This is a genomic window from Streptomyces sp. NBC_01463, assembly GCA_036227345.1.
GTDB lineage: Bacteria > Actinomycetota > Actinomycetes > Streptomycetales > Streptomycetaceae > Streptomyces.
Window position 1 is genome coordinate 8365978 of the sequence record CP109468.1, and the last position, 25778, is coordinate 8391755.

Genomic DNA, 25778 nt, shown 5'->3' on the forward strand with positions numbered 1-25778 from the left:
CCGCCGCCCCTTTCCCTTCGCAGGTCAGAGTGCCTGCCACTGGTCTGGTCCACTGGCTCGACTCGCGCCCTGCACCACGCTCTTGACGAGCGATCACCTCAGGTCACAGAGTGTGCGCGCACCACCGAACACGAGATCGGAACACGAAGACCTCTCGACACGCACGGCTCGGGAAACGCCCAGCTCCAAGAAGGGTTGTCATGACGTCCAAGCAGAGGACCAGACTCGCACTCGCGTTGACCACCGCAGGCGCGCTGAGTGTCGCGCTGCTCAGTCCCGCCGCCCAGGCCGGCGCGGACGGGGTGCGGCCGGAGTGCCCGCGCGGTCTCGCATGCGACTGGGTCCCGGCTGCCTACCAGCAGACCGGCGACCCGGCCGACAAGGAGACGTACGGCAACTACGACACCGCGGACCGGCCGCACAGCAACAAGATCAAGTTCATCGTCCTCCATGACACCGAGGAGGACTTCGACACCACCCTGAAGATCTTCCAGAACCCGCTGAAGCAGACGTCGGCCCACTACGTGGTGCGTTCGGGCGACGGGCATGTCACGCAGATGGTGAAGAACAAGGACGTCGCCTGGCAGGCCGGCAACTGGTACCTCAACACCCACTCCATCGGCATCGAGCAGGAGGGCGTCGCCACCGAGGGTGCGAAGTGGTACACCCCCGAGATGTACCGCTCGACCGCCGCGCTCGTGCGCTACCTCGCGGCCAAGTACGACATCCCGCTCGACCGCCAGCACATCATCGGCCACGACGGCGTGCCGCCCACCAGCGCCGCCGGCACCGCGAGCATGCACTGGGACCCGGGCACCTACTGGGACTGGAACCGCTTCATGGCGCTCCTGGGCAAACTCACCGTGCCCACCGCCCGCAAGAGCAGCGAACTGATCACCGTCAGCCCCCGGTTCAAGGACAACAAGCAGGCCTTCCGCGACTGCGAGAAGAACATCGACCTGCCCGTCCAGGGCTCCAGCGCCGTCCCGCTCCACACCGAACCCGACACCGCCTCACCGCTCTTCTCCGACCCGGGACTCCACACCGACGGCTCACCCGGCACCAACTGCGCCGCCGACTGGGGCAGCAAGATCAGCGCCACCCAGCAGGCCGTCGTCGCCGACCACGCGCCCGGCTGGACGGCGATCTGGTGGTACGGCAAGAAGGCCTGGTTCCAGACCCCGGCCCGGACCCGCACCACCACCCCCACGGCCGGCTACGTCGTCAGGCCGAAGGCGGGCAAGGCGGAGGTACCGGTCTACGGGGTGGCGTACCCCGAGAAGTCCGAGTACCCCGCCGACTTCGCGGACCAGCGGGTGGGCACGGCGCTGCAGTACACCATCAAGGCCGGCCAGTCCTACCCCGGCGGCGGCGAGGCCCCCACCGGCTTCTTCTACGCGCCGACCATCGACGCCTCCTACCCCCTGGACCACGCGTACTTCCGTGGCAAGGAGAAGTACGTGACGGTCCAGATCGGCCACCGCATCGCCTTCGTGAAGGCGTCCGACGTGGACATCGTCCGCGCCCACTGAAAACGTCGGGCCGGCACCCGGGAACCCGGCTGCCGGCCCGACGGCACCGCACAACAGCGCGCGCCGCGGGCCCGGTGTGTCGGCACCGGACCCGCAGCGCGCATCCCCCGTCCGTCAGGTCAGCGAGTGCCGACCGCGGCTCGAACGGCCCGCCGCGCCATGGCGCAGTCGTCGTGCAGCCGGCGCAGCAGCAGCCGCTGCTCCTCGCCCGACGACAGCGCGCCCGGACGGTCCTGGCCGGTGCGGGCGGGCGCGGAGGTGTCCCGCATGGCCCGCTGGACAGCCGTCTCGTACGTCCGGATCTCCCGGGTCAGCACGAGCATCAGATTGACCAGGAACGCGTCCCGCGCCGCGGGACCAGCGACCTGGGCCAGCTGGCTGATCTGACGCCGCGCCACCGGCGCGTCACCCAGCACCGCCCAGAGCGTCGCCAGGTCGTAGCCCGGCAGATACCAGCCGGCGTGCTCCCAGTCCACCAGCACCGGGCCGGTGGGCGACAGCAGGATGTTGGAGAGCAGCGCGTCCCCGTGGCAGAACTGGCCCATGCCCTGACGGCCCCCGGCGAGACCGTGCAGCAGCTTCTGCAGGTCGCCCAGATCACGGTCCGTGAACAGACCGAGCTCGTGATAGCGCGCGATGCGTGCCGCGTAGTCCAGCGGGGCGTCGAACAGACCGGACGGCGGGCGCCAGGCGTTGACCCGGCTGACCGCGCCGAGCACGGCCCGCAGATCCGCCCGGGGCGGAGCCTCCGACGGGTGCCTCGTCAGCGCCGCCACCCGGCCGGGCATCCGCTCGATGACCAGGGTGCAGTTCTCGGGGTCCGCGGCGATGAGCCGGGGCACCCGGACCGGAGGGCGGTGCCGGACGAACGCCCGGTATGCCGCTATTTCGTGGCGGAAACGCTCCGACCACGCGGGGGAGTGGTCCAGTAAACACTTGGCGACCGCCGTGGCGCGGCCGGTGGAACCGACGAGGAGCACCGAACGGCCGCTCCGCCGCAGGACCTGCACCGGGTTGAACTCGGGGCAGATCCGTTGCACCGAGGCGATCGCCATCCTCAGCTGCGCGCCCTGCGGGCCGGACAGGTCCAGTCTTCCGCTGAGCGAAGGGGCGCCCGGCCCTGCCATCCGCCGGGTCCGACCGATGCCGGGCGCCGGTGCGGCGGCGCGGGGGTCGAGATACGGTCCGCCGCCCGCCCCGAGGGGGCGAAGCGGCCGGGGCGGGGCGGACACGGAGGACGATGCTGTGTACATGGGCGAGACAGATCCCTTCGTGCGCCGACAAGTTGCGTGCGCCGCCCCGGCCGGCGGCCGTTCGGCACCCTGGGGAGTACCTAGGGCTGCCGGGCGGGGTGGCGCACTCCTACCTGACACCGGACCGCCCGTGGCAGACCACGTGGCGACCCCTGGCGAAGCCTGGCGAATAGTCGCAAGGCATCTGACAGGGGGTTACTGTCAACACAGCCGAGAACCTGGGGGCTTGACGTGACCGGAGAACCCAACACCCGCCTTTCCGACCTGTTCGGCCTTGCCGGCTGGTCCAAGGGTGAACTCGCGAGAATGGTGAACAGGCAGGCGGCGGCCATGGGCCACCCCCAACTGGCCACCGACACCTCGCGGGTGAGGCGCTGGATCGACATGGGGGAGTCCCCGCGCGATCCCGTGCCCAAGGTGCTGGCGGCCCTGTTCACCGAGCGGCTCGGTCGTGTCGTGACCATCGAGGACCTCGGGTTCGGCCGACGCGGGCGTGTGGGGAAACGGCAGGAGACCGGGACGGAACACAATCCCGACCAACTCCCGTGGGCGCCCGAGCGGACGGCAGCGGTCCTCACCGAATTCACGGGAATGGACCTCATGCTCAACCGACGCGGCTTGGTGAGCGCGGGCGCCGCGCTCGCCGCCGGCTCCACGATCGCCGGCCCCATGCACGACTGGCTGCACACCGACCCCGTACTGGCGGCCGACGCCCCACGTATCGACGACCCCGTGCACGCGGACCCGGCCGGTTACGACCGGTACGAGGCCGCGCCCATCGGCTCGGAGGAGATCGAGGCACTGGAGCGCTCCGTGGAGGTGTTCCGCGCCTGGGACGCCTCCCGCGGCGGCGGCCTCCAGCGCAAGGCCGTGGTGGGCCAGCTCAACGAGGTGGGCGGCATGCTCGCCTACCGCCACCCGGACCACCTGCAGCGACGCCTCTGGGGCGTCGCCGCCAACCTCGCCGTGCTCGCGGGCTGGATGTCCCACGACATCGGTCTCGAACCCACGGCCCAGAAGTACTTCGTCATCGCCGCCCACGCGGCGCGCGAGGGCGGCGACCGCCCGCGCGCCGGCGAGGCACTCTCCCGGGCGGCCCGCCAGATGGTCCACCTGGGCCGTCCCGACGACGCCCTCGACCTCATGAAGCTCGCCAAGTCCGGCTCGGGCGACATGGTCCTGCCGCGCACCCAGGCGATGCTGCACACCATCGAGGCCTGGGCGCAGGCGTCCATGGGCCGGGGCCAGGCCATGCGCCGCACCCTCGGCCGCGCCGAGGAGCTCTTCGTCTCGGACAAGGGCGACGTGCCCCCGCCGAGTTGGATGCAGATGTTCGACGAGGCCGATCTGCACGGTATGCAGGCCCTGGCGTTCCGCACGCTGGCCGAGCACGACCCCTCGGCGGCCGTCATGGCCCAGCGCCACGCCAAGCAGGCGCTGGAGCTGCGGGTCAACGGACGCCAGCGGTCCAAGATCTTCGACTACATCTCGCTGGCCTCGGCCTGCTTCATCGCCGACGACCCCGAGCAGGCCGACCGCTATGCCCGGCTCGCCCTGGTGACGATGGGGGAGACCTCCTCGCACCGCACCTGGGACCGGCTGCGCGAGATGTACCGGCTGACCGGTCAGTTCGCCGGCTACGCGAAGATCGAGGACCTGCGCGAGGAGATCCAGCTCTCGCTGCCGCAGAGCTCCATCATCAAGAGGCCCAGGAGTTCCGGGATCTGACCTGCTGGCGCCACGACGGGGAGGCGCCGTCCCTCGACACCCGTGCCGTGCCGTCGCGCGGGGTACGTCCGTGCTGCCGCTACGCCCCGATGCGGGCGATGAGCACACACGCGTCGTCCAGACGCTCGGTGCCGCCGAACTCCTCGACGACGGTCCGTACGCACTCCTGCGCGGTACGGGCCTCGGCGAAGCGCGGCGCGAGTCCGAGCAGTGTCTCCGTGCCCGGGCGCAGGCCGTTGCGCGTGTTCCCGTTGTCCCGGGCCAGCCCGTCGGTGTGCAGGACCAGCACGTCACCGGGCAGCAGGTGCAGTTCTTCCTGCTCGTAGGTGACCCCGGACGCCGCTCCGAGCAGCACCCCGTCCGGCGGAGGGACCGGGCGCCCGGCCCCGTCGCGGAAGAGCAGCGGTGCCGGGTGTCCGGCCTGCGCCCAGTCCAGCCTGCGGGTGGCGGGGTCGAACCGGCAGCACACCGCGCTGCCCAGCGCGGGCTGGATCGATGTCTCCAGTAACTGGTTGAGGTGCCCCATCAGCGCCCCGGGTTCGATCCCGGCCACGGCCATGCCGCGCAGCGCACCGAGGATCATCGCCATGGCGGAGGTGGCCTGGATGCCGTGACCGGTGAGATCGCCGACCGTGAGCAGCGTCCTGCCGTCCGGCAGTTCCATCGCGTCGTACCAGCCGCCACCGATCAGGGCGCTCGATTCCGAGGGCAGGTAGTGGGCCGCGATGTCCAGGGCCCCGGGCCCCTGGTCCGGGAGGCGCAGCGAGCCCCGCCACGGCGGGAGCACGGCCTCCTGCAGATCCATGGCCATCCGGCGCTCGGCCCGGGCGATGTCCTGCTGGCGGCGGGCCGACTCCTGCGTCCGGCGTACCGTCTGCCGGCTGCGGTGCAGCGCGCTGACATCGCGCAGGACCGCCCACATGGAGGCGGTGCAGCCGTCCGCGTCGAGCACGGGCTCGCCCATCATGTGCAGGCTCCGCATCCGCCCGTCCGGGCGCAGGATGCGGAATTCACCGTCTATCGGCTTGCCGTCGACGAGGCAGTCGGTCACCAGCGCGGTGAGCAGCGGCTGGTCCTCGGGCAGGAGTACGGCGGGCAGGTCGTCCAGGGAGAGCGGTCCGGCCTCGGCGGTGCGGCCGAAGATCTGGAACAGTTCGTCGGACCAGGTCACCTCGTCGGTGAGCAGATTCCATTCGGCGCTGCCCACCCGGCCGATCAGGGAGCCCGGCTGCTCGTCGGCGATCGGCTCCTGGCCGGTCAGCGGGGCCGTCCGCGCAGCGAGCTGTTCCGCCGCCTCGGGCGAGAGCCCTTCCTTCAGCTGTCCCAGATGTGCGCCCAGATCGTCGAGCTGATGCACCGCGAGATCGCAGAGCGCGCGCTGCCAGCGCAGCTGCGGGTCGTCCTCGTCGACCAGGACGGTGTCGCGCCGCACCGCGTCCACGTCGCCGCGCAGCCGACGCGTCCGGCTGATCAACGCGTCTACGGCATCACCGGCATCGCGCTCGGGCGGCTGGGGTGCGGGGCGGTCCGCGGACAGGTGGGGCGGCATGTCGTACTCCGATACAGGCGCGGTACAACCAGGGTCTGAGGGTGGACCGAATACGACTGTTGCACAGCCGAAGGGACCCCGTAAGTGGTTTGGCAACACTCGATGCGTTCTTGCACCCGTCATATGCCAGCGGCTGACCGGAACGGCGATCCGTCGAACACCCTTGCTGGATGCGGGTGTTGATGCAAGTCATCCGGCGCGCGGTGACGGTCGAGCGCCTGTGCGAGCCGGTTGCGCGCGGTGCGCGCGGGCGGCCGAGGGGCATATGCGGCCGGAGCCCCCGCGACCGGCGGGGGCTCCGGGGCCGGCCGGTCCGGTCCGCCGGGGCGGTGGCGGCCGGTGGGATCAGCAGAGTGCGATACGGCCGTACGAGCCCATCTTCCACTTCCATTCGAGGGTCTCGCCGGGGGTGGTGGTCCAGCAGCTCCGGTCGGGGCCGTGGTCGATGACCAGCTGGATGTGCATGTTGCGGCCGCAGTTGTTGGTCGTCCAGGCGGTCTTGTTCTGCTTGATGACCTCGCGCGCCACGCAGGCGGGCGCGGTGTCACCCGCGGCGGCCGCCGGGCCGGCCGCGGTGATCGAACAGGCGGCGATCATGGCGGTGGCCGCCAGCGTGGTCAGGGCGTTCTTCAGGCGCATGGCTCACATTCCTCGGGAGGTCCTCTGCTGTGTCGGGCACAGCGATCAACGAGCGTCGCCGCCCCGCGTGACGGCGTCACGGAAGCGCGTTGGGCGCCCCGTGCGGGAGTGCGGAGGGGGCGGGAATGCTCCGGGCCGTGCCCGCGTTACACGACCGGAACGAAAACGAATCCCGTTCCCATCAAGGGTCCGGGATCGCTGTACGAGTCCGGAGGTGCCCATGGCCCGCAGTGAAGCCCGTCCCGTCGTCACCCTCCGCTCGACCGCCGGAACGGGGCAGAGCTACGTGACGCGTAAGAGCCGTCGCAACAACCCCGACCGGCTGGTCCTGCGCAAGTTCGACCCCGCGGCCGGCCGCCACGTGCTGTTCCGCGAGGAACGCTGACCGGCGGCCGAGCAGGCCGCACCGCCGTCCGCCCACTCCACCGCATCAGGGAAGGAACATCCATGAAGTCCCGAATCCACCCCGTCTCCCGTCCGGTGGTCTTCCGTGACCGCGCCTCGGGGGCTGCCTTCCTCACCCGGTCGACCGCCGACTCGGATCAGCGTGTGACCTGGGAGGACGGCCGGAGCTATCCCGTCATCGACGTGGAGACCTCCTCGGCGAGCCACCCGTTCTACACGGGGAACCAGCAGGTGCTGGACACGGCCGGCCGGATCGAGCAGTTCAACCGTCGCTACGGCACCGGGGTGTCCGCCCCCGGGGCGTGACGCCGAGTCGTACCGCCCGGCCTTCCGTGCCCTGGATCACAGTCCGGGGTGCGGATTCCCGGGAACAGGAGTCGGTGGTTTATCGTTCACCTATATGTGGACGATGCGCTGAGCGCCGCCACCTGAGCCGCCCCGGCTGGATTCCCCCGATCCGGCCGGGGCTTCCTTCTGCCCGGGGCCTACGGCCCCTCGCGCGCCGGAACCGCACGCCGCCCCGTCGCTTCGACGAGCAGCGCCGCAGCGGCCAGCGCGGCCGCCGGCACGGCCCCGGCCGCCGGCCACAGGCGCACCGCCAGCGCGGCCACCGCCGCACCCGCCACCACGGAGACCAGCCGGCCGACGACCCAGCCGTCCCCGCGGCGCAGGGCCCCCCGGGCGAGCCGCCCGACCAGTGAGGTCAGCGTCCCGGTGAAGTAGTTCGTGGGAGTGGCACGCACCCGTCCCTGGATGCCCATCGCCAGCGCCATGAGCACCAGCAGGCCCAGTGACTCGCCGTCCGAGGTGATCACGCCGCAGGCCCACAGCACCGCGCCGGCGGCCAGCAGCACCACCTCGGCCAGCAGCATCACCGGCAGCCGCCACCACGTCCGCTCACCCGCCACCGCGCCCCAGGCCACCCCGCAGCCGTAACCGGCCAGCGCGGTGACCACGCGCAGCGCGACTCCGTCCTCCCCGGCCCCCGCCGCCGAGGCGCCCAGCAGCACAAGGTTGCCCGTCATCACCCCGGCGAAGACCTGGCCGACCCGGAGGAACACGAAGGCGTCCGCCGCCCCGGAGGCAGCCGACAGCAGCAGGAGCGCCGCATGCCCGCGGGGATCGTCCGCGGTGTCGCGGCCGGCCGGATCGGTGGAGGCGGTGGAGGTCGGCACGTCAGCATCTTCGCCGCCATCCCGCAGGCCGGGCGACGTTGCCCCCGGCGCGGCGCGGCGCGGCGCGGCGCGGCGCGGCGCGGCGCGGTGCCGGGTCCGGACCCGGCCTCAGTCCAGGCCGCGCGCCCGCCGGAAGCGGGCCAGCCCGTCGGACAGTTCCACGATCGGCTCCGGATAGTCCGGGCGGTCGCTCTCCGGCCCCCGGAGCTTCCAGGGCTCGTGCACGGCGGGCCCGGACACTCCCGCCAGTTCCGGCACCCAGCGACGCACATAGCTGCCGTCCGGGTCGTAGCGCCGGGCCTGCGTCACGGGGTTGAGCACCCGGTTGGGGCGGCTGTCCGTGCCTGTTCCCGCCATCCACTGCCAGTTCAGCTGGTTGTTGGCGACGTCTCCGTCGACCAGCAGGTCCAGGAAGTGCTGTGCGCCGATGCGCCAGTCCACGTACAGGGTCTTGGTCAGGAAGCCCGCGGCGAGGAGCCGGCCGCGGTTGTGCATCCAGCCCTCATGGAGCAGCTGGCGCAGCGCGGCGTCGACCACCGGGTAGCCGGTGCGCCCCTGCCGCCAGGCCTCGATCTCCTCGGCCGCGTCCGCCTCGGACCGCCACCGGTCGTGCCGGGTGCGGTAGTCCTCGTGGGACACGGCGGGCCGGGCCGCGAGGACCTGGTGGTGGAACTCGCGCCAGCACAGCTGCCGGACGAAGGCGTCGGCTCCGGTCCCGCCGGCGGAACGGGCCCGGTGGACGAGCTCGACGGGGGACAGGGTGCCGAAGTGCAGATGCGGCGAGAGCCGGGACGTCGCGTCCCCGGCCAGGTCGTCGTGCCCGTCCTCGTACGCCGTGATCCCGTGCCGCCGCCACGCCGTCAGCCGGGTACGGGCCTGTCGTTCCCCGCCTTCGGCGAGCCCCGGCGAGACCCCGGACACGTCCGGGCGGAGCGGCACCGGCTCGGACCCGGGCCCGTCCGGGACCGGTACGGAGCGGGGCGCGCCGAACGCGTCCCTGATCCGTTCCGTGGACCAGTGCCTGAAGTACGGGGTGAACACCGCGAAGTGGTCCGACGCGGCGGGCGTCACGGCACCGGGCGCCACCGCCGTGACCACGCCGTCGTGGACGTGCAGCCGCCGGCCGCCGGACTCCAGCGCCGCGCGCAGCCGTTCCTCGCGGCGGCGGGCGTAGGCGCTGACGCCCGCGGCCACATGGACGTCGCCGGCGCCGGTCTCGGAGACGATCCGCCCCACCTCTTCGACGACATCGCCCGAGCGGATCACCAGCCGTCCGCCCCGCTCGCGCAGCCCGGCGTCGAGGTCTCTCAGACAGTCCGCGAGGAAGGCCAGTCGGTTGGGGGCACCGAATCCGGCCTCCGTGATCGCCCGGTCGCGGACGAAGAGAGGCACGACCTCGTCAGCCGCCGCGAGGGCCGCCCGCATCGGCGGGTGGTCGTGGAGCCGGAGATCGGCGGTGAACAGGACGACCGCTACGGTCATGGCGCTACTCCTGAGGGGGCCGGGGACTGCCATGCTGCCGTCCCCCGACCGCCCGCGGGCCCATCGGTCAGGGTGACACCGGTGCGCTCGCCCGTTCGGGTGATGCCGCGCCCTCTGCCGTACGGGCGATGTTGCGGGCCATCCCGCCGAACACGACCGAGTGGAACGGCCACACGCTCCACCAGTACGCGTGACCCAGCAGTCCGCGCGGGTGGAAGAGGGCGCGCTGGCGGTACCGCGCCCGGCCGCGGCCGTCGGGCTCCACGTGCATCTCCAGCCACGCCAGCCCCGGCAGCCGCATCTCCGCGCGCAGCCGCAGCAGGCGGCCAGGCTCGATCTCCTCGACGCGCCAGAAGTCGAGCGAGTCACCCACCCTCAGCCGGTCGGTGTCACGCCGCCCGCGCCGCAGGCCGACACCTCCCACCAGCCGGTCGAGCCACCCGCGCACCGCCCAGGCGAGCGGGAAGGAATACCAGCCGTGGTCGCCGCCGATCCCCTCGACGACGCGCCAGAGGGCCTCCGCGGACGCCTCGACCTCGCGGCCGCGCACGTCCGTGTACAGGCTGCCGCCGGCCCAGTCGGGGTCGGTGGGCAGCGGATCGCTGGGCACGCCGGGGATCGACGCGGAGGACCACCGGGTGGTGACCCGGGCCTCCCGGACGCGTTGCAGCGCCAGTTCCAGCGCCTTGTCGAGGCCGAACGGCTGCCCGGGACCTTCGGGGACGTACCGGGCGATGTCGTGTTCCCGGCAGACGACCTCGTACCGCAGGGACTCCGCGAGCGGGCGCGCGATCGCCCGCGGCACCGGCGTGACCAGCCCGATCCAGTGGCTGGACAGCCGCGGGGTCAGCATCGGGACGGGCAGGATCAGCCGGTGCGGAAGCGCCGCGATCTCCGCGTAGCGCTGCATCATGTCGCGGTAGGTGACGATGTCGGGTCCGCCGATGTCGAACGTGCGGCTGACCTCGCCCGGCAGCCGGGCGCTGCCGACCAGGCAGCGCAGCACGTCCCGCACCGCGACCGGCTGGATCCGTGTCGAGACCCAGCTCGGCGTCACCATCACGGGCAGCCGTTCGGTCAGGTACCGCAGCATCTCGAACGACGCCGATCCGGATCCGATGATGACCGCGGCCCGCAGCGCGGCGGTCGGGACGCCGGAGTCCAGCAGGATCCTGCCGACCTCGGCCCGCGACCGCAGATGGGGCGACAGCTCGTGCTCGGGCACGTCGGACGGGGTGAGACCGCCGAGGTAGACGATCCGGCCGACGTGCGCGGCACGCGCCTGCTCACCGAAGACCGTGGCGGCCCTGCGGTCCGTCTCCTCGAAACCCTCGCCGGACGTCAGCGCGTGGACGAGGTAGTACGCCACGTCGATGCCCCGCAGCGCGGGCGCGAGCGAATCCGCGTCCGTGACGTCACCGCGGACGATCTCCACCTCGCCCGCCCACGGGTAGTCCCGCAGCTTCTCCGGAGTACGCGCCAGACAGCGCACCCGGTGCCCCGCCGCCAGCAGCTCCGGGACCAGCCGCCCCCCGATGTAGCCCGTGGCGCCGGTGACCAGACAGTGCAGCGGCTGATTCCCGCGGTCGCTCGTCATGGGGTCTCCGCATCAGTCGGTCCTGCCGTGTCCGGCGTACTGCTCGCACACCGGCCCGCTCCGACCAGTCTGGCTTCCGATCCGCCGCGACGCAGTGTGCCGCCGGCAGGTGTGACGTGGCCGGTCGTGGGCAACTGTCGGCCATGAATGCAGAGGCTGGAAGAGGTCCGCGCAACGGAACGCGGCACAGGACATGGGGCCGTGTGCTGCTCCAGGTCAGCATCCTGGTACTGGCCCTCCTGGCCATGGTCGGTTTCTCCGTCGTCCTGGCGAAGGTGACGCTCACACCGTCGCCCGCGTCGGAGGACATCGTCACGTCGAACCTGCGCCCGGGGCGCTCGCTGCGGCAGTACGCCGAGGACTACACGTTCCTCGCCGCCTGCAAACAGGCGGGCGGCAACCTGGTGCTGGGCATGCCGTTCGGCGTTCTGCTGCCCATCCTCGTGCCGCGGCGGCTGCGCATGGTCCGCATGGTGCTGCTGACCGTCCTGGTCATCGTCGTGGTGGAACTGGTGCAGGGAGCCCTCGTCGCTGGGCGCGCGTTCGACATCGACGACGTCATCCTCAACACGGCCGGCGCGCTGCTCGGTTATCTGCTGGTGGGGCGGCGGCTGAGCCACCGCTACCACGTGCTCGCCGCCGGACCCGAGCCCGAGCCGGCTCCGGCCCGCAAGAAGGAGGCTCCGGCGCGCAAACCGCGTCCGAAGCCCGCCCGTCCCCGGACCGGGAAGCCGACCGGCCGGGCGGCCACGTCCTGGACGCGGGTGCGCCAGGGAGTACGGGCCGGCTTCACCCGGACACGCGTCCGCAAGGGCTGACCCACGGCCGGGGCCCGGCGGAGCAGCCGCCCGGGCCCCGGCCGTGGCACCCGATCGGACCGTGGCCGTTTGCAGGCCGTCCCCGGCGGTCCCAGCGTGGGGTGACTGTGACGCCGCATCTCCCGCAGGCGTACGGACCACCTGCCGAGGAGAAGCGACATGGCCGACGCGCAATGGAGCCCGGGGCGAAGGACCGGGGACGCGGACGAATTCCTGCCCGTCCTGGACATCATCGAGCCCACGCGCCAGCGGCGGCTCACCGTCCTGGTCCGCCTCCTCCTGCTGATCCCGCACTTCATCGTGCTGTTCGTCCTGGAGATCGCGGCCTTCTTCACCGTGGTGTTCGGCTGGTTCGCGGCCCTCGTCCTGGGCCGGCTGCCCGAACCCGTCTTCCGCTTCCTCGCGGCGGTCCTCGCCTACCGCACCCGGGTCGCCGCGAGCGGCATGCTCCTCGTCGACCGCTATCCGCCGTTCACCTTGACCCAGCCGTCCGGCTACCCGGTCGCGATCGACGTCCGTCCGACGCGGCTCAACCGGCTGGCCGTGTTCTTCCGGCTGATCCTGGTGATTCCCGCCGCCATCCTGCAGAGCCTCGCCACGTCCGGCTGGTGCGTCCTGGCGGTCGTGTGGTGGCTGATCACGCTGATCCTGGGCCGGATGCCCCGCCCCCTGTTCGAGGCGACCGCGGCCACCCTGCGCTACGAGATGCGGGTGTCCGCCTATCTCTCGATGCTCACCCCCGCCTACCCCAAGGGGTTCTTCGGCGAGGACGCCCTGTCCGTACCGCAGCAGCAGGGACGGTCCGCGACCCGCCCCCTGGTCATGAGCACCGCGGGCAAGGTGCTGCTGGTCCTCTTCCTCGTCCTCGGGCTCGTCAGCAGCGTGACGACGTCGGTGACCCGCTCGTCGTCCGACGACAGCGACTACCACGCGCGGGGATAAAGCGCTCGTGCGATTCACCCGCATGCAGGCATGATCACCCGATGACATGGACAGCACCTGAAGCCGAACGCATGGGCGGCTCACTCGTCGCCCAAGAGCGGGACATGCTCACCGGATACCTCGGCTGGTTCCGCGCCACCCTCCTCCAGAAGTGCGCCGGCCTGACCGGCGAACAGCTCGCCGAGCGGACCACGCCCCCGTCGAACCTCTCGCTGCTCGGACTCGTCCGCCACATGGCCAAGGTCGAACGCACCTGGTTCCGGCAGCGGTTCGCCGGTGAGGACCTCGCCCCGATGTACGACCCGGAGAAGGGCAGGGACGCGGACTTCGAGGACCTCGACCCGGCCCGGGCCGCCGAGGACTACGCCCGGCTGGTCGAGGAGTGCCGGCTGGCGGACGAGATCGTCGCGGGCGCCTCGTTCGACGACACCTTCGTCCACGACGGCGAGGTCTTCTCGCTGCGGCTCGTACACGTCCACATGATCGGCGAGTACGCACGCCACATCGGCCACGCCGACCTGGTGCGCGAGCGGCTGGACGGGGTCACCGGGGCGTGAGGGGCTGCGGCGAACGGTGACGGTACGTCCGGTGCGTCTGCGCCGCCGTACGGAACCTGACGCAATTCGCACCGGCAGGCGGCGTGAATCCCCCGTGCCGGGTCACACGGAGAGTATGACGTCCACCGACCCGGCAACGGACCAGTCCCGACAGCCCGACGACACCGCAGCCCCCGGCCGCGTCCGGGACCGCCGCACCCATCGATGGGGGAGGATCGCGGCCATCGCCGCGGCCGCCCTCGTCCTGCTGCTCCTCGGCACCCGCCTCAGCCTGCTCCCGGGGCTCTCCGACGTCTTCGGCGAGGAGACCCGGGACCGCTCGGGTCCCGCCGTGCTGAAGTCGATCCAGGACATGAGCCGGTACGAGGCGGCGGCGGGCAACTTCCAGGTCGTCGTCGACCTGGAGAAGGACACGAAGTTCCTCCCCGACGCGATCCGCGGCTCGCGCACGCTGTACGTCGGCGCCGGCACCGTCGGCGCCTCCGTGGACCTGGGCAGGACCGCGCGCAACGGCGTCGTCGTCAACGACGACCGCACGGAGGCCGAGATCAGGCTGCCGCACGCCGTCCTGGGCAAGGCCGCACTCGACCCGGACCGCTCGTACGCGGTGTCCAAGCAGCGCGGACTCTTCGACCGGATCGGGGACTTCTTCTCCGACAACCCGGGCAGCGAGCAGGCGGTCAACAAACTCGCCGCCCAGCACATCGGTGAAGCGGCCAAGGAGAGCGGCCTGACGCAGCGCGCCGAGAAGAACACCACCGCGATGCTCCAGGGACTGCTCGGCTCACTCGGCTTCGAGAAGGTCACCGTCCACTACGGCGAGGCACCCCGCTGAGGGCTGTCCGGCGGATCACGGCCGACAGGGCCCAGAACCGGCCACACGCGTGAACTCCCCTTCTCCGCGGCGCCCTTGACGGTCATCCCTCGATGGGTATGGTCTAGGCCAAGTGCAGGGCCGGCGCCGGAAGCCCGCGTTCCAGCGGGTTGTCCGGCCACGCATCCTGCCGTGCCCTTCGCGCCTCTTGGCCCCACACCTGAGAGGCCGGTCTGCCGCTCCCGGACCCCCCACGGTCCGCCCGCGCGCAGCGACGCCTCATGTGAAGGAGAAGCATGCACGCGAAAAGGAAGACCGCAGCAGCCATCGGTGCCGTACTCGCACCGGTCCTCGCCCTGACCCTCCCGGTGAGCTCCGCCAGCGCCCACGGCTACATCTCCTCGCCGCCCAGCAGGCAGGCGCAGTGTGCCGCCGGCACCGTCAGCTGCGGCGACATCACGTACGAACCCCAGAGCGTGGAAGGCCCCAAGGGGCTGACCAGCTGCAGCGGCGGCAACAGCAGGTTCGCCGATCTCGACGACGACTCCAAGGGCTGGCACGTCACCCCGGTGAGCCGGAGCACCTCCTTCCAGTGGGTGCTCACCGCCCGCCACTCCACCAGCACCTGGCAGTACTTCGCCGGAGGCCAGAAGATCGCCGAGTTCAACGACAACGGCGCCCAGCCCGGCGCCACCGTCACCCACCAGGTGGACTTCGGCAGTCACACCGGCAAGCAGAAGGTCCTCGCGGTGTGGAACATCGCAGACACGTCCAACGCCTTCTACGCCTGCATCGACGTCGACGTCAGCTGACCGGACACCGGTACGAACAGGAGCCCCCGCTCTGCGTAGGGTGGGGGCTCCGACGACGGCGCCGGCCTGCGAACCTCTCGTCCCGGCGTGCGGGACGGATGGAGGACGCATCATGGCCGACACCTGGGTGAGGCTGGAACTCGACCTGGCCGCCTTCGACACGGACCGGTTCGAGCGGCACGTGACCAAGTGCCGTGACGAGGGCATCCGCCTGACCACCCTCGCCGATCTGGGGGACACCCCGGAGCACCGGCGTGCGCTGTACGCACTCAACAAGGAGTGCTCGGCCGACATCCCGGAGCGGGGCGAGTTCTTCTCGTACGAGGAGTTCTGCACACGCCGCTTCGACACCCCTTCGTACGATCCGCGGGGCGTCGTGATCGCCCTGGACGGCGACGAGTGGATCGGCATGGCGGCCACCTCGAACCACGGGGACTTCCTGTTCAACGAGATGACCGGGGTGCGGGCGGCCCACCGGGGCCGCGGCATCTCGCTCGCGATGAAGACGTTCGGGATGCGGTTCGCCGCCGAGAGCGGCGTGCGGCGGATCCGTACCTTCCACCATCCGGCGAACGACAGCGCCATCGGGATGAACCGGACCCTCGGGTACGCCGACACCGAATGACCCGGCGCCGGGCGGCCAGCGGCACCCGGATGGCCGCCGCCGTCACCCGCGTGCTCCCCGGGCCGCGCCGCACCGGCCGGGTCCGGCGACGCTGAGGGCGTCACGGCGTCTGAAGAATCGGGATCGGCATGCGCATACCGGCCTTCCTCGGCCAGCGGGGTACGCGACGCGGATGTGCCCTCGCGGCCGCCCTCACCGCAGTGCTGTACGGGGCGGCCGCACCCGCCGCGGCCGCCCGGGGCGAGGACGGGCACCCCAGGCCGACGGTGGTGCTGGTGCACGACGCCTTCGCCGACGCGTCCGGCTGGAACGCGGTCGCCGAGCGACTGCAGCGCCACGGATACACGGTCGTCGCCCCCGCCAACCCGCTCCGTGGCCTCGCTGCGGACGCCGCCGGAGCGGCCGACGTGCTCAAGCGCATCACGGGCCCCGTCGTGCTCGTGGGCCACGGCTACGGGGGAGCGGTCATCGGCGTCGCGGCAGCGGGCAATCCGCACGTCACGTCCCTGGTCTACATATCCGCCCTGATGCCGGACCGGGGCGAGGCGCTCGGACCACTCAGCTCGCGCTTCCCGGGCAGCGGACTCGGTGCGGCGCTCAGGCGCACACCCGTCCGGAACGCCGACGGGACACCGGGCGCCGACCTCTACATCCAGAACGCCAGATTCCACGCCCTCGTCGCCGCGGACCGGCCCCGAGCGGCCGCCGCCGTCATGGCGGCCTCCCAACGCCCCCTGAACGCATCAGCGTTCGGGGAAAGGGCCGCCGCGGCCGCCTGGCGGACCATCCCCTCCTGGGCGCTGGTCGCGACCGGCGACAGGATCGTGCCGCCCCGTCTGGCCCGCTTCCAGGCTGACCGCGCCCACGCCCACACCGTCGAGGTGAACTCCTCGCACGTCGCCATGGCCTCCCGCCCCGACGCGGTCACCGACCTCATCCTCGCCGCCGCAGGAGACACCCCTCCCGCACAGCGGCCCCTCGCCGCGACGGGAACCAGAACGCTCGTCCTCGCGCTGACCGGCTGCGCCGCAGGGCTCGCCGTGTTCCTCGGCGGCGGACTCGTGTCGTCCGCCCGCCGCCGCGACAGCTTCGCCCGCTGACCGTCGCCCGGACTCCCTTGCCAGCAGGGCCGGTTCCTCGCGCCGACGGCGGCGGACCGTTCGCGCGACACGTCGGCCGTGCCCGGATTTTCCGTCGGCCGGCGGTGTTGAAGTCATGATGAGGGTCCGCGGCCGACACGTCGCCGCGGCCGCACACCGACGACGGGACAGTTGCCATGCCGCTCCAGGGCGAGTACGAGCCGAGCCCCACCCCATGGGTTCGTGACCAGGTCGAGCAGTACGAGAGCTCGGGCGGAACGGAGGGGACGACGCTGCGGGACATGCCCGTCATCGTCCTGACGACGCTGGGCGCCAGGAGCGGGAAGATCCGCAAGACACCCCTGATGCGGGTCGAGCACAACGGCTCGTACGCGGTGGTCGCCTCGCAGGGCGGGGCGCCGAAGCACCCCGTCTGGTACCACAACCTCACGGCCGACCCGCGCGCCGAACTGCAGGACGGGCCGGTCCGCCAGGACATGACCGCCCGTGAGGTGACGGGGGACGAGAAGGCGCAGTGGTGGGAGCGCGCCGTGGCGGCGTACCCCGACTACGCCGACTACCAGAAGAAGACCGACCGGCAGATCCCGGTCCTCGTCCTGGAACCGGCGGACACCCCGCACTGAGCGGCAGGGACGGACGGGCCGAAACGCCCGCCCGTCCGTCCCGCTACGCGGAACCCGAAGGGCCGGCCAGGTGCACCGGAAGCCGGTCGTGCCCGTTCGAGATGAAGGACGGCAGCGGCCGGAGCTCGCTCTCCGGCACCGCGAGCGTGAGACCGGGGAACCGGCCGAACAGCCCGCGCAGCGCCGTCTCCGCCTCCAGCCGGGCCAGCGGCGCTCCCAGGCACAGGTGGACCCCGTGACCGAACGACAGATGCTCCTTGTCCGCACGGGTGAGGTCGAACCGGTCGGCCGTGGCCCCGTGCAGTTCGGGGTGGCGGCCGGCCGCGGCGAGCCCGGCGATGATCGCCTCGCCCCGGCGTATCACCTGCCCGTCGGACAGGGTGATGTCCTCCACGGCGTAACGCAGCGGGAGATGGGCGACGGGAGCGTCGCGGCGCAGGGTCTCCTCCACCACATCGCTCCACCGCGCCCGGCCGCTGCGCACCAGTTCGCGCTCGTCGGGGTGGGTGAGCAGATTCGTGATGGCCTGGTCGAGGAGGTTGACCGTCGTCTCGTACCCCGCGCTGATCACGAGCAGCAGGGTGTCCAGCAACTCGTCCTCGGTCAGGGCGCTGCCGTCGCCCTCCGAATCGCGTGCGGCGATGAGCACGGACGTCATGTCCTCGCCGGGGTCGGTCCGCTTCGACGCGACCAGATCGTGCAGGACGGTGTAGAGCGCCGCGCTGTTGGCCTTTTCCTCCTCCGGGGTGAGGTTGGTCGAGAAGACGTTGTCGATCAGCCGGCGGAACGTGCTCTGCGAGGCGTCCGGGAGACCCATCAGGTGGCTGATGACCCGGATGGGCAGCGGGTAGCAGAAGCGCTCCCTGAGATCGACGGCAGTCCCGTCAGGACTGGCGGCCAGGTCGTCCAGCAGCGACTCCGTGATCTCTTCCACGACCGTGGTCATGGCCCGGACGCGCCGCGCCGTGAACGCGGGCCGGACCAGCCGGCGCAGCCGCCGGTGGTCGTCGCCGAAGGCGGTGAACATGTTGTTCACGGCCACCCACAGCACCAGGGGCCAGCTGCCGACGACCTCGTCCGGGAATAACGGCCAGTGCTTGCGCGGGTCCTTGGAGACGCGCGGATCGGTGAGCAGCTGCCGCAGGAGCTCGGGCTGAGTGACGGCCCAGGCCTCGACGCCCAGCACGTCGACGCGAGTGGCGGGCCCGCGGTTACGGAGACCGGCGTCCTCCCGGACCCGGTCGAGCGCCAAGGGGTCCAGGACGTGGGGAGCGGCATGCATCGGGGTTCTCCTTGCCGGCGAACGTTGCCGGCTCCGTCCGAGCCGACCGCGGGGACACTGCCCACCCGCCGCACGCTCGCAACCCCGGACGGGATGTCGCTGCGCACTTTCACAGACTGTGCGCAAAGGCGCCGAGAGCGGCTGCGGGACGAGGACGGCGCGACGGGATACTGTCCACCACGGCTCCTGAGGCGCGGAGCCGAGCGGAAGGATGCACAACCAGATGACTGACAACTCCGACATGGTCGCGTTCGTCCGGGCGCGTCTCGACGAGGAAGAGGGGATCGCGCGGGCGGCGGGCGGCGAGGGGTGGCGCTGCCCGGCCGAGGTGCCCGGCGAGATCCACGACCGGGGCGGCGCCATCGCCTTCACCCTGAGGACGCACGGCTACGACCACCACATCGCCTTGCAGGATCCCGCCCGGACCCTCCAGCGCATCGAGACCAGCAGGGTGCTCTTGGACGAGTACGCGGAGGTCGCGGAGCTCGATGTCGACCGCCCCCAGCGGGACTTCGCGTCCGGCCGGGCCTTCGGGCTGGGGTTCGTGGTCCGGCAGATGGCGGCGGAACACGCGGGGCACCCGGGCTACCGGGTGAAGTGGCTGCCGAGGTTCACGCAGTAGCTCGTAGCTCTCGGTTCCGTGGTTCTTTGGCTCAATGCGGGCCGGCGCCCCCTCGTACCCATGACAGGGGACACCGGTCCGCAAGGAGCGCCACGGCAGGTCAGAGCGGGTTCGTGCCGCCCTCGCCCTTGGTGGAGACCTGATCGCTTCGTTCCTCCAGCCGGTGCGCCTTGTCCTTGAGGCGCTGCCGCTCCTGAGGATCGGAGACCCGCTCGGCGGCCTCCTTCATTTCCTGCGCCTTGGCGCGGATACGCTCGGCGCGGCCGCCGGTTTCGTCCGCAATGCTCATGGTCACTCCTGGGTCTCGGGGGGAGAGCCGACCTCACCAGCGAATCAGCGCACCACCTCAACTGCATCTCGAGCGGTCACGCGCCGCTACGGAATACGGTGCGCAACGCCGCGACGGCTCCGGTGCGCACAACGCTCATGCCCCCGGTTCGCCCGCACCTATGCTCTGTGTATCGGGACCGCGCGGTCCCGTAGGTCGCGCGGCCGTGGCAGAGCGGCCCATTGCGATCGTCGTGGGGGAGGTCCCCCTCGCGACGACTGACGGGGTGCGGGCGGACCTGCCCCTGCCTGTCCGCGGGTTCGAATCCCGTCGGCCGCGCGACCGCCCGGCTCCCTGCGCCCCCGGTGCGATCCGCGCCGCCCCTTCTGGCAGGATCGTGCGCTTGAACGCACAGCCCGCTCACAGGAGTCGATGCTTCCGGCGGGCGAACGAGCACGTACGAACGGGGAACGAGGAACACATGCGTACATGGACGCGCGCCGTGCCTGCGGCGATGGGCGCGCTTGCGCTGGCCGTGGTGCTGAGCGGCTGCAACGGCACGGACTCGGCCAAGGACGGAAAGGGCTCCGGCTCGTCCGACGACAAGAAGACCTACCGCCTGGGCGAGGCGAGCCCGGCGCAGGAAAGCACCATGAAGGAGTCGAAGGGCAGCACGTTCACCGTCACACCCACGAAGGTGGCGACGGGAACGAAGGCGGACATGGACAATTCCGGCCTGGACAAGGACAAGGACAAGAGCCCCAAGATCCCGGTGTACGTGTGGGCGACCGTCACGCACAAGAGCGGCAAGGCCATGGAGGTCGGCGACATGGACGACGACCTGGTCGTGAAGACGGACAAGGGTGAGCGCACGAAGGCCCTGATCGTCATCATGGGTGAGGCGAAGTGGCCGGACTGCCCGGCGCCCGACTCGCTCAAGAAGCTGACCGCGGGCCAGTCGGAGAAGATCTGCAAGGCTTTCCTGATCCCCGAGGGGCAGAAGGCCGCCGCGGTCCAGCTGAGCCAGGGCTTCTACGACGAGCCCCTGGAGTGGCCGGCCGCCGGCTGACGACCGGCCGGGCCCGCTGCGCCGGGGACACCGCTCAGGGGCGGAAGGCCCTGAGCCAGACGTCGACGAGTGAGTCCGCGTACGCGGCGGTCAGCGGGCCCGAGCGGTGCAGCCAGCGCTGGAACAGGGGCGCGTAGAGCACTTCCAGGGCCAGATCGAGATCGGCGTCCGCGGCCAGCTGGCCGGCCCGCTGCGCGCTGCGGAGCCGTTCCTTCTTGGCCTCGTCCACGGGCCGGGCCAGCTTCTCGTGGTACTGCGCGGCGAGGCCGGGATCGTTGCTGATCTCGTTGTTGAGCGCACGGACCGGCCTCTCGAACTCCGGGTCGGCGAACTCGGCGGCCGTCGCGCGCATGACCGCTTTCAGGTCGGCCTCGATGTCGCCGGTGTCCGGCAGCGCCGTGCCCTGCCCCTCGGCGCCCTCGCTCAGCGCCAGGAACGCGTCGAAGATGACGGCACCCTTGGACGGCCACCAGCGGTAGATCGTCTGCTTGCCGACCCCTGCCCGGGCGGCGATGGTCTCGATCGCCACCTTCCCGTACCCGACCTCCGAGACCAGTGCCCGGGTCGCCTCGAGGATCGCCTGACGGGAGCGCTCGCTGCGGCGGGAGCGATCGGGCTTCATCGGCTGGGTCATGGGACTCAGGCTAGCACTTCAACGAGACGGACCGTTTCGTATTGACAAGAGCGGTGCGAGCCTGCAGGCTGAATCGAAGCGAGACGAACCGTCTCGTTTCAAGAAGCTGCAGGAAGTGGGATTGCATGACGACCGCCAGAGTCTGGTTCATCACCGGTGCCTCCCGGGGGCTGGGCAGAGCGTTCACCGAAGCCGCTCTGGCCGCCGGGGACCGGGTCGTGGCCGCGGCACGCAACACCGAGCCGCTCGCGGCCCTGTCCCGGGAGTATCCGGACACGCTCGTCCCGCTCGCGCTGGACGTCTCCGACCGCCGCGCCGTGTTCGACGGCGTGGAGCGCGCGGCCGCGGCCTTCGGACGGCTCGACATCGTGGTCAACAACGCCGGGGGACTGCTCTACGGGATGGTGGAGGAGGCCACGGAGGAGCAGATCCGGTCCCATCTGGACGTGAACTTCTTCGGCGCGGTCTGGGTGGCCCAGGCCGTCCTGCCGCACATGCGCGCCCAGGGGTCCGGCCGCATCCTGCAGATCACCTCGATGGGCGCCGCCGGCGGCATGGCGTCCGTGGGCTTCTACGGTGCGGGCAAGGTGGCGCTCGACTCGGTCAGCGAGGCGCTGGCGATGGAGGTGGTACCGCTCGGCATCAAGGTCACCATCGTGGAGATGGGGGGCTACGACACCGGCCTGTTCACCCAGGGCACCACGGCGACGGAGGCGCTCCCGCACTACGCGCCCCTGCGGGCCCAGCTGGCCGAGATGTGGGGCGACGAGACCGGGCCGGACCCGAGCACGGCCGCCCCCGTCATCATGGAACTGGCGTCACTGCCGGATCCGCCCCGACGGCTCATCGTCGGCGACCGGTCCTTCGACCAGGTCCAGGAACTGGTCCAGGGCCGGGCCGAGGTCTACCGGGCATGGGAAGCACTCAGCCGCAAGGCCCCGGGCTGACCCCGGGCGGCGGCCCGGGCCCCTGCGGACGCGAGCCCTCGGCGCCCGGGCGACTGCGGCCGTGACCGCGACGGGCGCGTGAGCCGCGGTGGACCGTGGTCAGGCACCATGTCCCAGGTGATCACCATTCATCTGAAGTACGAGATCGACCCCGACCGCATCGAGGACTTCGAGGAGTACGGCCGTCGGTGGGTCGTGCTCGTCAACCGGTTCGGCGGCACCCACCACGGATACTTCCTGCCCAGCGAGGGAGACAGCGACATCGCCTACGCCCTCTTCTCGTTCCCCGGCTTCGCGGAGTACGAGCGCTACCGCGCGGACAGCGTCACCGACCCCGAGTGCCAGGCGGCGTTCGAACTGGCGCGCCGCACGAAGTGCATCCGCCGGTACGAACGCCGGTTCCTGCGCCCGCTCGACGACGGCACGTCACAGGCCCCGAGCGGCCTCTGACGGCAGAGTCACAGGCGCTACTTGCCCAGTTTCCCGGCGAGGGCGGCCCGTCGCGCGAACACCTCGTCCTTCGACGCGGCCATCTCGCGCAGGGCCGTCTTCCGGTCCCGCTGCGCCAGCCGGTCCAGATAGAGGTGGCCGCGGAGGTGGTCCGTCTCGTGCTGGAGGCACCGGGCGAAGTAGCCCCGGCCCTCGATGACCAGTGGTTCGCCGTTCACGTCGAAGCCCCGCACGACGGCGTGGTCGAGGCGGGGCACGACCCGGTAGGGGCCGGGAACGGAGAGGCATCCCTCGGACTCCTCGACCAGGCTCCGCCGCTCCGCCGGAACCTCCTCCAGGACCGGATTGGCGATGTGCCCGACGTGCCGCACCCCCCACTCGTCGACGATGTCCCACACGAACAACCGCAGGTCCACATCGACCTGATTGGCGGCGAGCCCGGCGCCCTCCGCCACCCGGTTCGTGGCGAACATGTCGTCGACCAGCCGCGACAGTTCCGGCGTGCCGAAGCCGGTGACCTCGCGGCACCGCCGCCGCAGGATCTCCTCCCCGGCCACCGTGATGCGGCGCACCGCGCCCCGTTCGGCCTCGGGCGGAACACGGGGGTAGGAGTCCACCGGTTCACCCATGACACGCACCCGGCGGTCCTGCGGGGTGTCGTCGAACGGGACGGTCATGGGGTACCAGCGCCTTCCGCACATGTCTCGGACAGCCGAAGCGCGGATCCGCGGCCGGTCCGCGGCGCAGCTTGACCGAATGCTTTGCAAAGTAGCACCCTTTGCAAAATGAGCGAGGAGAATCGTCAAGTCCCGTCCATGGACCCCCGGCTGCACCGAGTCCGCCGGTCCCTCCCCGACCACCCGGTGCGAGTGGCCCTCCTGGACCTGCTCGCGGAGGTCGGCACGGTCACCTCCACCCAGGCCGCCGCCCGCCTCGGACACAGCTCCGGCCTCTGCTCCTTCCACCTGCGCCAACTCGCCCGGCACGGCCTCATCGAGGAGGCGCCGCACAGCGGTGGCAGGGCGCGGCCGTGGCAGCTGCGCTGGGAGCACTCCGGTGAGGTGAGCGGCCGGGAAGCGCCGCAGGAGTTCGCCGCGCTGGCGCGTGGACTTGAGGACGAGAGCTACCAGCACTGGCTGGCACGCCGGGAACAGGCGCCGAGCGTGTGGCAACGGGACGAGTCGTTCAGCACCGTGGTCCACCTGACCCCGGCGGAGACGGCCGAACTCGGCGCGTCCGTCCGCCGCCTGCTGGCCGGGTACCGCGACCGGGACCACGACCCCGCCGCGCGTCCCGCCGGCACGGTGGCCGTGGCCGTGGTCACGCGCCTGTTCCCGCTCCTGGAGGAGTGAGCCGGCCGTCCTCCCCGCCTCAGGCTTCGCCGAGGTCCGAACTGAGCCAGTGCTGGGGCCGCATGTGGATGACCACCTGCTCACCGTGCTCCCGCCAGGCGAGATCGACGTAGCCGTCGACCCGCTCCGCGGGGAGATAGCGCGTCGAGATCTCCACCAGTTGCTCGCGGGTGGCCGCGTGGGTCGCGATGACGGGACCTTCGACGGAGACGTACCGAACGGTCGGCGTGACCCGGTCGACCATCAGCGAGAACCGGCCTGCCGCGGCGATCGAGATCCCCTTCCGTGAGTGACGTCCCGTCATGATCCAGATGTCGCCGCCCGGTTCGTACGCGTACCAGATCGGCACGGTGAGAGGGGCGCGGTCCGTCTCCGTCGCGTTCACGGCCAGCGCGGCGACATGGGGTTCGGCCAGGAACTGCTCGCGCTCTTCACGGGTCAAGGGCATGAATGACTCCTTCGGGCTCGTTCTCGGGATCTCCAGGTGTCGCATTATGCAACGTTCGCCCCGCTTCTGCCGGTGGTGCGGTGAGCGTGGCCGAAGGGCGATGCCCGCCGGGCGGGCCACCGGGCTCCGTCCGCGACCCGTTCGCACGGACCGTTGTCAGTGGCGTGGTGCAGGATCGGGACATCGGCTTCCGAAGGAGTGGGGGATCACTGTGTCGATCGCGAACCAGCAGGTGATGGGGTACGCGTTCCTGCATGGGCTGTACGCGGACGCGTATTTCCCGGATCGCGTCGTGGACAAGGGCAGGAAGATCCTCCTGGACCTCTGCGAGCGGATCGAGGCGGAACAGCCTTCGGACCTCACGGCGTTGTACGCCCTCACGGAAGCGGCGACGAAGCAGTTCAACGCGCTGGAGGGGGAGTTCGAGGCGGCGGGAAGCGAGATCGAGACCGTCGCGCGCGAGGAGATAGCCGAGGACTTCTGGTTCGTCGCAACGGCCTACGGTTTCGGCGACGCGGAGGTGGAGGCGCTCATCGCCGCTCGTGAATGGTGAGGCGTCCGGCCGGAACAGGTGGCCATCACGTCAATGGGGAGGCGACGGGGCACACGGGGGCGGGCGGCTCACCGGAGCCGCTGCGCCGCCGTCGTGATGCGCACTACGCCGGCTCGGCGGAGGCGCGGCCCGCCGCCGTGTCGATGACCTGTTCCAGGACCTCACGGGAGCGCAGCAGGTCGTTGATGCTGCCGTCGATCCGGTCCCGCTCGGTGGTGAGTTCGGCCACCAGCTCCGGAGTGGCCCGCAGGGACGGACCGCCGTCCTCGTCCCTCATGCAGGGCAGGATCCGGGCGATCCTCGAACTGTGCAGGCCGGCCGCGTAGAGCTCCTGGATGCGGATGACGCGGTCGACCGCCTTCTCGGGGTAGTCGCGGTGGCCGCCGGGCGTCCGGTCGGCTGTCAGCAGGCCCTGTTCCTCGTAGTAGCGAAGCGACCGTTCGCCGACGCCGGTACGTGCCGCCAGTTCGCCGATGCGCATGCCCCACCCCTCGACTTGAAT

30 protein-coding genes and 1 tRNA gene are annotated in these 25778 nt (G+C 71.4%); 19 read left to right on the forward strand and 12 right to left on the reverse strand.

What is annotated here, in order from left to right; translation table 11 throughout:
- The first annotated feature begins 200 nt into the window (after positions 1-200).
- On the forward strand, positions 201-1532 hold the full coding sequence (locus OG521_36680; GenBank protein WUW26005.1) for an N-acetylmuramoyl-L-alanine amidase: 1332 nt from the start codon (positions 201-203) through the stop codon (positions 1530-1532).
- 119 nt (positions 1533-1651) lie between these two features.
- Here OG521_36680 and OG521_36685 read toward each other — a convergent pair whose 3' ends face one another.
- A complete protein-coding gene (locus tag OG521_36685; GenBank protein WUW26006.1) occupies positions 1652-2785 on the reverse strand; it encodes an aminoglycoside phosphotransferase family protein in 1134 nt (377 codons plus the stop codon).
- A gap of 231 nt (positions 2786-3016) precedes the next feature.
- Here OG521_36685 and OG521_36690 point away from each other — a divergent pair, with 231 nt between their 5' ends.
- Positions 3017-4513: a hypothetical protein gene (locus tag OG521_36690; protein WUW26007.1), complete on the forward strand. Its 1497-nt coding sequence runs from the start codon at positions 3017-3019 to the stop codon at positions 4511-4513.
- 79 nt (positions 4514-4592) lie between these two features.
- Here the strand turns inward: OG521_36690 and OG521_36695 are convergent, their stop codons facing one another.
- Positions 4593-6062 carry a SpoIIE family protein phosphatase gene (locus OG521_36695; GenBank protein WUW26008.1) on the reverse strand — a complete coding sequence of 490 codons (1470 nt, stop codon included), beginning with the start codon at positions 6060-6062 and terminating at the stop codon, positions 4593-4595.
- A gap of 345 nt (positions 6063-6407) precedes the next feature.
- Positions 6408-6701, reverse strand: coding sequence for a hypothetical protein (locus OG521_36700; GenBank protein WUW26009.1), 294 nt, complete (start codon positions 6699-6701; stop codon positions 6408-6410).
- Positions 6702-6921: 220 nt separating this feature from the next.
- Here OG521_36700 and rpmG point away from each other — a divergent pair, with 220 nt between their 5' ends.
- Entirely contained in the window at positions 6922-7086 is a 165-nt protein-coding gene (rpmG, locus tag OG521_36705) for a 50S ribosomal protein L33 (GenBank protein ID WUW26010.1), read from the forward strand.
- A 62-nt stretch (positions 7087-7148) separates the two neighbouring features.
- Entirely contained in the window at positions 7149-7412 is a 264-nt protein-coding gene (locus tag OG521_36710; GenBank protein WUW26011.1) for a type B 50S ribosomal protein L31, read from the forward strand.
- Positions 7413-7591: 179 nt separating this feature from the next.
- On the opposite strand, the gene OG521_36715 is transcribed toward OG521_36710, so the two are convergent.
- From OG521_36715 to OG521_36725, 3 genes are all read right to left on the reverse strand, one after another.
- Positions 7592-8281, reverse strand: a complete 690-nt coding sequence (locus OG521_36715; GenBank protein WUW26012.1) for a DUF1275 domain-containing protein — start codon at positions 8279-8281, stop codon at positions 7592-7594.
- 108 nt (positions 8282-8389) lie between these two features.
- Positions 8390-9763, reverse strand: a complete 1374-nt coding sequence (locus OG521_36720) for a DNA photolyase family protein (protein WUW26013.1) — start codon at positions 9761-9763, stop codon at positions 8390-8392.
- Positions 9764-9830: 67 nt separating this feature from the next.
- Positions 9831-11360 carry an SDR family oxidoreductase gene (locus tag OG521_36725; GenBank protein ID WUW26014.1) on the reverse strand — a complete coding sequence of 510 codons (1530 nt, stop codon included), beginning with the start codon at positions 11358-11360 and terminating at the stop codon, positions 9831-9833.
- Positions 11361-11503: 143 nt separating this feature from the next.
- On the opposite strand from OG521_36725, the gene OG521_36730 reads away from it, so the two are divergent.
- The 8 genes from OG521_36730 (at position 11504) to OG521_36765 (ending at position 17651) form a co-directional block, all read left to right on the forward strand.
- A complete protein-coding gene (locus OG521_36730; GenBank protein ID WUW26015.1) occupies positions 11504-12178 on the forward strand; it encodes a VanZ family protein in 675 nt (224 codons plus the stop codon).
- A gap of 159 nt (positions 12179-12337) precedes the next feature.
- On the forward strand, positions 12338-13120 hold the full coding sequence (locus tag OG521_36735; protein ID WUW26016.1) for a DUF4389 domain-containing protein: 783 nt from the start codon (positions 12338-12340) through the stop codon (positions 13118-13120).
- Positions 13121-13161: 41 nt separating this feature from the next.
- Positions 13162-13677, forward strand: a complete 516-nt coding sequence (locus OG521_36740; GenBank protein ID WUW26017.1) for a DinB family protein — start codon at positions 13162-13164, stop codon at positions 13675-13677.
- A 115-nt stretch (positions 13678-13792) separates the two neighbouring features.
- A complete protein-coding gene (locus OG521_36745) occupies positions 13793-14512 on the forward strand; it encodes a DUF4230 domain-containing protein (protein ID WUW26018.1) in 720 nt (239 codons plus the stop codon).
- 275 nt (positions 14513-14787) lie between these two features.
- The gene (locus tag OG521_36750; GenBank protein ID WUW26019.1) at positions 14788-15303 is read left to right on the forward strand and encodes a lytic polysaccharide monooxygenase; all 516 of its coding nucleotides are present in this window, start codon (positions 14788-14790) and stop codon (positions 15301-15303) included.
- A 112-nt stretch (positions 15304-15415) separates the two neighbouring features.
- Positions 15416-15928, forward strand: coding sequence for a GNAT family N-acetyltransferase (locus tag OG521_36755; GenBank protein WUW26020.1), 513 nt, complete (start codon positions 15416-15418; stop codon positions 15926-15928).
- A 128-nt stretch (positions 15929-16056) separates the two neighbouring features.
- Positions 16057-17028, forward strand: a complete 972-nt coding sequence (locus OG521_36760) for an alpha/beta fold hydrolase (GenBank protein WUW26021.1) — start codon at positions 16057-16059, stop codon at positions 17026-17028.
- Between the two features lie 176 nt (positions 17029-17204).
- Positions 17205-17651 carry a nitroreductase family deazaflavin-dependent oxidoreductase gene (locus OG521_36765; GenBank protein WUW26022.1) on the forward strand — a complete coding sequence of 149 codons (447 nt, stop codon included), beginning with the start codon at positions 17205-17207 and terminating at the stop codon, positions 17649-17651.
- A gap of 43 nt (positions 17652-17694) precedes the next feature.
- Here the strand turns inward: OG521_36765 and OG521_36770 are convergent, their stop codons facing one another.
- Positions 17695-18933: a cytochrome P450 gene (locus OG521_36770; GenBank protein WUW26023.1), complete on the reverse strand. Its 1239-nt coding sequence runs from the start codon at positions 18931-18933 to the stop codon at positions 17695-17697.
- A gap of 223 nt (positions 18934-19156) precedes the next feature.
- On the opposite strand from OG521_36770, the gene OG521_36775 reads away from it, so the two are divergent.
- Entirely contained in the window at positions 19157-19555 is a 399-nt protein-coding gene (locus tag OG521_36775; GenBank protein WUW26024.1) for a DUF6221 family protein, read from the forward strand.
- A gap of 100 nt (positions 19556-19655) precedes the next feature.
- Here the strand turns inward: OG521_36775 and OG521_36780 are convergent, their stop codons facing one another.
- Complete coding sequence (locus OG521_36780; protein WUW26025.1) at positions 19656-19844, reverse strand: DUF6381 family protein; 189 nt, start codon at positions 19842-19844, stop codon at positions 19656-19658.
- Between the two features lie 199 nt (positions 19845-20043).
- Here OG521_36780 and OG521_36785 point away from each other — a divergent pair.
- Both OG521_36785 and OG521_36790 read left to right on the forward strand, forming a co-directional pair.
- A tRNA-OTHER gene (locus OG521_36785) sits at positions 20044-20162 on the forward strand.
- Between the two features lie 142 nt (positions 20163-20304).
- Positions 20305-20892: a hypothetical protein gene (locus OG521_36790; protein ID WUW26026.1), complete on the forward strand. Its 588-nt coding sequence runs from the start codon at positions 20305-20307 to the stop codon at positions 20890-20892.
- A 34-nt stretch (positions 20893-20926) separates the two neighbouring features.
- On the opposite strand, the gene OG521_36795 is transcribed toward OG521_36790, so the two are convergent.
- Complete coding sequence (locus tag OG521_36795; GenBank protein WUW26027.1) at positions 20927-21526, reverse strand: TetR/AcrR family transcriptional regulator; 600 nt, start codon at positions 21524-21526, stop codon at positions 20927-20929.
- Positions 21527-21651: 125 nt separating this feature from the next.
- Here OG521_36795 and OG521_36800 point away from each other — a divergent pair, with 125 nt between their 5' ends.
- The gene (locus OG521_36800) at positions 21652-22473 is read left to right on the forward strand and encodes an SDR family NAD(P)-dependent oxidoreductase (protein ID WUW26028.1); all 822 of its coding nucleotides are present in this window, start codon (positions 21652-21654) and stop codon (positions 22471-22473) included.
- Positions 22474-22590: 117 nt separating this feature from the next.
- Complete coding sequence (locus OG521_36805; protein WUW26029.1) at positions 22591-22923, forward strand: NIPSNAP family protein; 333 nt, start codon at positions 22591-22593, stop codon at positions 22921-22923.
- A gap of 17 nt (positions 22924-22940) precedes the next feature.
- Here the strand turns inward: OG521_36805 and def are convergent, their stop codons facing one another.
- On the reverse strand, positions 22941-23600 hold the full coding sequence (def, locus tag OG521_36810; GenBank protein WUW26030.1) for a peptide deformylase: 660 nt from the start codon (positions 23598-23600) through the stop codon (positions 22941-22943).
- A 108-nt stretch (positions 23601-23708) separates the two neighbouring features.
- On the opposite strand from def, the gene OG521_36815 reads away from it, so the two are divergent.
- Positions 23709-24275: a helix-turn-helix domain-containing protein gene (locus OG521_36815; GenBank protein ID WUW26031.1), complete on the forward strand. Its 567-nt coding sequence runs from the start codon at positions 23709-23711 to the stop codon at positions 24273-24275.
- Between the two features lie 19 nt (positions 24276-24294).
- Here OG521_36815 and OG521_36820 read toward each other — a convergent pair whose 3' ends face one another.
- Entirely contained in the window at positions 24295-24723 is a 429-nt protein-coding gene (locus OG521_36820; GenBank protein WUW26032.1) for a pyridoxamine 5'-phosphate oxidase family protein, read from the reverse strand.
- A gap of 211 nt (positions 24724-24934) precedes the next feature.
- Between OG521_36820 and OG521_36825 the strand changes: the two genes are divergently transcribed.
- Positions 24935-25276, forward strand: a complete 342-nt coding sequence (locus tag OG521_36825) for a DUF5713 family protein (protein ID WUW26033.1) — start codon at positions 24935-24937, stop codon at positions 25274-25276.
- Positions 25277-25379: 103 nt separating this feature from the next.
- Here the strand turns inward: OG521_36825 and OG521_36830 are convergent, their stop codons facing one another.
- On the reverse strand, positions 25380-25757 hold the full coding sequence (locus OG521_36830; GenBank protein WUW26034.1) for a MerR family transcriptional regulator: 378 nt from the start codon (positions 25755-25757) through the stop codon (positions 25380-25382).
- Between the last annotated feature and the right edge of the window lie 21 nt (positions 25758-25778).